Here is a 5,454-nt window from a genome sequence, read left to right on the forward strand (position 1 = left end):
GACCCGAGCCTCGCGCGCGACCGGCACCGGCGTGACGCGGGCCACGGCCGGCGCGGTCAGCAACACCCGCGCGGACCCGCTCACGCCCGATAGCGCGGACAGCAGGGCCGACAGGATGAGCAGCAGGTTCACGCCGGACCACATAAGTGATGCAGGTCGCATCGTCCAGCGCATGGCCAGGCGCCTGCCCACCGCCCCCCTGCTCATGGAACGCCGCCCTCGCCTCGCCCGTTCATCGGCTTCAAGGAGTATTATGATGGCCGAGAACCCCCGCACCACCAGCGCACGCGATCATGACGACACCGACCTGATCGAGGGCATGGATCCAGAGGTCGGCGCGGTCGCCGGCTCGTCGGGCGGCAAGCTGCAGCGCGATGTCGGCAGCCAGGCGGACCTGACCCGCGCGGTGGCCGATCCCGAGGCCGATACGCCCGTCACCAAGGCGGACGACATGGCGAACAACCAGAGCTACCCCGCCGACCGGCGTTGACGCGGGCGTCGCCGCGCGGGAGGGTGTCGCGATGGACGACACCCCCACCCGCAACATCGCGCTGCTGATCGATGCCGACAACGCGTCGCACAACGCGATCGACCCCGTCCTGACCGTGCTGGCCGAGCTCGGCGCCGTCAACATCAAGCGCGCCTACGGCAATTGGACCAAGCCCGGCCTCAAGGGCTGGCAGGACATGACGATGCGCCACGGCATCGAGCCGCAGCAGCAATTCGACCTGACCAAGGGCAAGAACGCGACGGACATGAAGATGACGATCGACGCGATGGACCTGCTGTTCCGGGGCCGCGTGGAGGGGTTCGGGATCATGTCGTCGGATTCGGACTTCATGCCGCTCGCGATGCGGCTGCGGCAGGACGGGCTGCCGGTCTACGGCTTCGGCCGCGCGACCACGCCTGAGGGCTTCCGCCAGGCCTGCACGCGCTTCATCGACGTCGACGTGCTGGTCGCCAATCCGGATGGGGTGCCCGTCGAGCAGGCCTTGCCACCGGCGATCGGCGCGCCGCGCGACAAGCCGGCCAAGGTCGCCGTCGGCGAGGAACTGCTGAAGCTGCTGATCGACGCCTACGACGCCACCAAGCGCGACGAGCGCGGCTTCGTGAGCCTCTCCGCGATGGGCCAGCTCGCCGCCAACCGCTCCAGCTTCGACGCGCGCAACTATGGCTACAAGCGGCTAGCCGACCTGATCGAGGCGGTGCCCAATTTCCAGACCGAGCGGCGCGAAGGCGGGCGGCAATATGTCAAGCGGCTACGATAAGGAGGAAGATGGCGTCATGAGTGTCCAGGACCGTCCTCCCCCCGGCAAGTACAAGCTGACCGTCGCCGACTTCCTGATGCTCGACGAGACGGGCGTGTTCGGCACGACGCGCACCGAGTTGCTCGACGGGGACATCATCATCATGAACTCCGAATATCGTCCCCATGCTCGCATCGCGGAGGAAGTCCGTTACCTGATGCGGCGACGGCTGGAAGAGCTGGGCAGCGACTTGCGGCCGCTCAGTGCCAGCACGGCCTTGTCCGAGCACGACGTCCCCCTTCCGGACGTTGTGCTGACGCGCGAAGCAAGGGGCGAGGGGACGATCCCGCTCGCCTCCGTTCAGCTGGTGGTGGAGGTGTCCTCCACGACACTGCACCGCGACACCGGGTTGAAAGCCACGATGTACGCACGCGCCGGAGTGCCTGAATATTGGGTCGTCGACGTGAGCGGTCAGGTCGTTCGCCAGTTCTGGTCGCCGCAGGGTGATCGGTATCTGGTTTCGGCCGAGGCGACGTTTGGCGCCGACATCGTTGCAACGACCATTCCCGGCCTGACTATCAGCACCAGCGCCTTCTGACTTGGCGCGGGCCGACCGCCTCCCCCTCGCCCGCCCGATACGTCAGCGCCCGGAGGAGTCGGCCGGATCGGCACCGCCTGTTACCGCGTCAGCCTCTTGTACGCCAGCCGCGTCGGCCGGTCGGCGGCGTCGCCTAGCCGGCGCCGCTTGTCCTCCTCATAAGCCTCGAAATTGCCCTCGAACCACTCGACATGGCTGTCGCCCTCGAAGGCCAGGATATGCGTCGCGAGCCGATCGAGGAAGAACCGATCGTGGCTGATCACCACCGCGCAGCCGGCGAAGCTCTCCAGCGCCTCCTCCAGCGCGCGCAGCGTCTCGACATCCAGATCGTTGGTCGGCTCGTCCAGCAACAGGACGTTGCCGCCTTCCTTGAGCATCTTGGCCATGTGGACGCGATTGCGCTCGCCGCCGGATAGCTGGCCGACCTTCTTCTGCTGGTCGGGTCCGCGGAAGTTGAACGCGCCGACATAGGCGCGCGTCCCCAGCTCCTGCTTGCCGAACCGGAACACCTCCAACTCGTCGCTGATCTCCTGCCAGACGTTCTTGTTGGGATCGAGGTGATCGCGCGACTGGTCGACATAGCCGAGCCGCACCGTGGAGCCGACATCGATCGAGCCGTCGTCCGGCTGCTCCTGACCGGTGATGAGCTTGAACAGCGTCGACTTGCCGGCGCCGTTGGGCCCGATCACGCCGACGATGCCGCCCGGTGGCAAGGTGAAGTCGAGCCCGTCGAACAGCAGCTTGTCGCCATAGGCCTTGGTCAGCCCCTTGGCCTCGATCACCTTGCCGCCCAGCCGTTCGGGCAACTGGATCAGGATCGCGGCCTTTCCCGCGATCCGGTTCTCCTGCGCCTCGACCAGCTGCTCGAAATTGCGGATGCGGGCCTTGGACTTGGTCTGCCGCGCCTTGGGGGTCTGCCGCATCCAGGCGAGTTCGTCGGCGATCGCGCGCTGCTTGCCCGCCTCCTCGCGCTCTTCCTGCTCCAGTCGCTTGGACTTCTTTTCCAGATAGCCCGAATAGTTCGATTCGTACGTGTAGTAACGGCCACGATCGAGTTCGAGCACCCAGTTCACGACATTGTCGAGGAAGTAGCGATCATGGGTGACGAGAATGACGTTGCCCGTATAGTCCTTGAGGAAGTTCTCCAGCCAGCTGACGCTCTCCGCGTCGAGATGGTTGGTCGGCTCGTCCAGCAACAGGATATCGGGCTTTTCCAGCAACAGCCGCACCAGCGCGACGCGCCGCTTCTCGCCGCCGGACAGGTTGGTCACCGGGCTGTCCGAGGGCGGGCAGCGCATCGCCTCCATCGCCTGCTCCAGCTGACTGTCGAGCGACCAGCCGTCGGCGGCGTCGATCTTCTCCTGGAGGACGCCCATCTCCTCCATCAGCGCATCGAAATCGGTATCGTCCTGCGGATCGCCCATCTCCGCCGAGATCGCGTTGAACCGCTCGATCATGCCCACCACCGGGCCGGCGCCGAGGCGCACGTTCTCTATCACCGTCCTGGTCTGGTCGAGCTGGGGCTCCTGCGGCAGATAGCCGACGCGGATGCCATCGGCGGCCCAGGCCTCGCCGACATAGTCGGTGTCGATGCCGCCCATGATCTTCATCAGCGTGGATTTGCCCGAGCCGTTCGGGCCGATGATCGCGATCTTCGCGCTGGGGATGAACTGAAGGTTGATGTTGTTGAGCACGGGCTTGTTCGCGCCCGGGAAGGTCTTGGTCAGGCCCTTCATCACATACGTGTACTGGACGGCCATGGCGGTCGCTGGTGCTCCAACTCGTGCTGCGGTGTTGGGCCGATGTAGGCGTCGGCGAAAGCGTTGGCAACGCGGAGGACCCGCGCCCGAGTCGACCCGCACCGCGCCCAGAGTTCGGCGGATCGGATAACGAAATAGGGCGAGAATGTGGCTTTCTGTTATCCCACCACCTAGTTGGGAATTGACGATCGCTGGCGTCTTCGTCATGCATCGACCCAGCGGGCGGCTCGGGGGCCCTCCGCCTTGATGCGATGGAGCACCATATGAAGAAGTTCGCGATTGCCGCCGTCGCTGCGGCGGGCCTGCTCACGCTGGGTGCGTGCGGCCACAAGAATGACGCCAGCGCCAACCTGGAGGCGGCCGCCGACAACCTCGACGCCGCGGCCGACAACGCCACGACCGACAACGGCCAGGCCCTTATCCAGAACGAGGCGGACAACATGCACGCGATGGCGGACAACGCCGCTGACGCGGACAAGAACGGCTCGACCGACAACAGCGCGACCGCGGCGAATGTCGCGATCGGCAACGCGATCGGCAAGTAAGCCGACGCCGGCCGGATGGCCAGCGGATCGACAGGCCGGTTCCGGGCATGGCTCGGGGCCGGCCTTTCGGATGGGGATCGAAACCGATGATCAGAGGCGTCATTCTCGCGATCGTCACGCTGCTGCCGCTCGCCGCTTGTGGCCGGACACCGGCCGAGACCTCGATCGACAACAACGCCGCCGCGATCGAGGCGAGCCTGCGCAACGAAGCGGACCAGATGGAGGCGATGGCGAACAACGCCGCCGACGCGAACGTCGCCGCCGCCTTTGCGAACACCGCCGACCAGCTGGACGAGGCGAAAGACAATGTCGCGGACGCGGCGACCGATGCGAGACACAATCTGACGAGATAGACGGCGGCGCGGGTGGGCCCGGCAGGACTCGAACCCGCAACCAAGCCGTTATGAGCGGCCAGCTCTAACCATTGAGCTACAGGCCCCACCGCCACGCGACGAACCGCGCGGCCTTGCCGCGACGGACCCGCACAGGCAAATGGTCGGGGAGACAGGATTCGAACCTGCGACCCCCTGGTCCCAAACCAGGTGCGCTACCAGCCTGCGCCACTCCCCGGCCAGTGAGCCGTGGGTAGTCGAGCGGATCGCCGCGCGCAACCGGGACGGTCTAGCGTTCGATGCCCGCCAGGTCGGTCATCACCGTCCAGTGAAGCGGTTGCGCGAACACGACGCCCAGCTCGCCCTCCCCCGCCCAGACGACGGTCACCGCGCGCGGCGCGAGGTCACCGATCGCGAGCACCAGGTGATCACCGCGCCAGCCCCGCGCGCGGGTGCGCAGTCGGCAGCCCGCCTGCGACAGATCGGTGACCGTCGCGGCGACGCGACCGAGCGCGGTCGAGAGCAGCGCGGCGTCCACCCTGGCGGACACGCGCTGAAAGCCGCGTCGCTCCTTCGACGCGTCCCGCCAATCCGAATCGGCCTCGTTCATAATGCGAGCCTGCGCGCCGTTGATGAAGCGCTTGCTCCCGATCCTGGTGAACACCGTGCCAATCAAGCCAGTGACGACCCGCAACGCACGCCATGCGATCGTCTACCGCGACACCTGATCGCCGTTCGGCCGCACATACGCGCCGCCGCCCGTTAGTGCCCGGCTTGCGCCATCTCATCGAGCGCTAGCGGTAACCGCAGGGTCAAGCGATCGGGCTCGATCGCGAACCGGCCGCCCAGCGCCGCCGCGATGTCGCCGAACAGCTTGAGCGAGAAGCCAAGCCCGAGCAGCGGCCCTTCCTCCGTCGGCTCGGGCACGATCGACAGCAGCCGGTCCTGCCCGGCCGGCGCGAGCCCGCGCGG

Annotated in this window: 7 protein-coding genes, 2 tRNA genes and 1 pseudogene; 5 read left to right on the forward strand and 5 right to left on the reverse strand. The window is 66.9% G+C overall.

Translation table 11 applies throughout. The features are described from left to right. Nucleotides 1-256: 256 nt before the first annotated feature. The 3 genes from HUU95_RS07380 to HUU95_RS07390 are packed head-to-tail and all read left to right on the forward strand — an operon-like array spanning nt 257 to nt 1,845. Entirely contained in the window at nt 257-490 is a 234-nt protein-coding gene (locus HUU95_RS07380) for a hypothetical protein (RefSeq protein ID WP_174279528.1), read from the forward strand. 31 nt (nt 491-521) lie between these two features. Further along, entirely contained in the window at nt 522-1,268 is a 747-nt protein-coding gene (locus HUU95_RS07385) for an NYN domain-containing protein (protein ID WP_174279529.1), read from the forward strand. Next, nucleotides 1,249-1,845: a Uma2 family endonuclease gene (locus HUU95_RS07390; protein WP_174279530.1), complete on the forward strand. Its 597-nt coding sequence runs from the start codon at nt 1,249-1,251 to the stop codon at nt 1,843-1,845. The genes HUU95_RS07385 and HUU95_RS07390 overlap by 20 nt, the downstream gene beginning before the upstream one ends. A gap of 80 nt (nt 1,846-1,925) precedes the next feature. Here the strand turns inward: HUU95_RS07390 and ettA are convergent, their stop codons facing one another. Further along, entirely contained in the window at nt 1,926-3,605 is a 1,680-nt protein-coding gene (ettA, locus tag HUU95_RS07395; RefSeq protein ID WP_174279531.1) for an energy-dependent translational throttle protein EttA, read from the reverse strand. A 263-nt stretch (nt 3,606-3,868) separates the two neighbouring features. Here ettA and HUU95_RS07400 point away from each other — a divergent pair, with 263 nt between their 5' ends. Both HUU95_RS07400 and HUU95_RS07405 read left to right on the forward strand, forming a co-directional pair. Next, complete coding sequence (locus HUU95_RS07400) at nt 3,869-4,150, forward strand: hypothetical protein (protein ID WP_174279532.1); 282 nt, start codon at nt 3,869-3,871, stop codon at nt 4,148-4,150. An 86-nt stretch (nt 4,151-4,236) separates the two neighbouring features. Continuing rightward, nucleotides 4,237-4,503 (forward strand): hypothetical protein, encoded by a 267-nt coding sequence (locus HUU95_RS07405; protein WP_174279533.1) that lies wholly within the window; start codon nt 4,237-4,239, stop codon nt 4,501-4,503. Between the two features lie 13 nt (nt 4,504-4,516). Here HUU95_RS07405 and HUU95_RS07410 read toward each other — a convergent pair. The 4 genes and pseudogenes from HUU95_RS07410 to HUU95_RS07425 form a co-directional block, all read right to left on the reverse strand. Further along, a tRNA-Ile gene (locus HUU95_RS07410) sits at nt 4,517-4,589 on the reverse strand. A 54-nt stretch (nt 4,590-4,643) separates the two neighbouring features. Further along, nucleotides 4,644-4,720, reverse strand: a tRNA-Pro gene (locus HUU95_RS07415). Between the two features lie 51 nt (nt 4,721-4,771). Then, entirely contained in the window at nt 4,772-5,092 is a 321-nt protein-coding gene (locus HUU95_RS07420) for a PilZ domain-containing protein (RefSeq protein WP_174279534.1), read from the reverse strand. A gap of 152 nt (nt 5,093-5,244) precedes the next feature. Continuing rightward, nucleotides 5,245-5,454 (reverse strand): annotated as a pseudogene (locus HUU95_RS07425) (histidine kinase dimerization/phospho-acceptor domain-containing protein); the annotation flags it as partial.

This window comes from Sphingomonas bacterium (assembly GCF_903643065.1).
In the GTDB taxonomy this organism is placed as follows: Bacteria; Pseudomonadota; Alphaproteobacteria; order Sphingomonadales; family Sphingomonadaceae; genus Sphingomonas.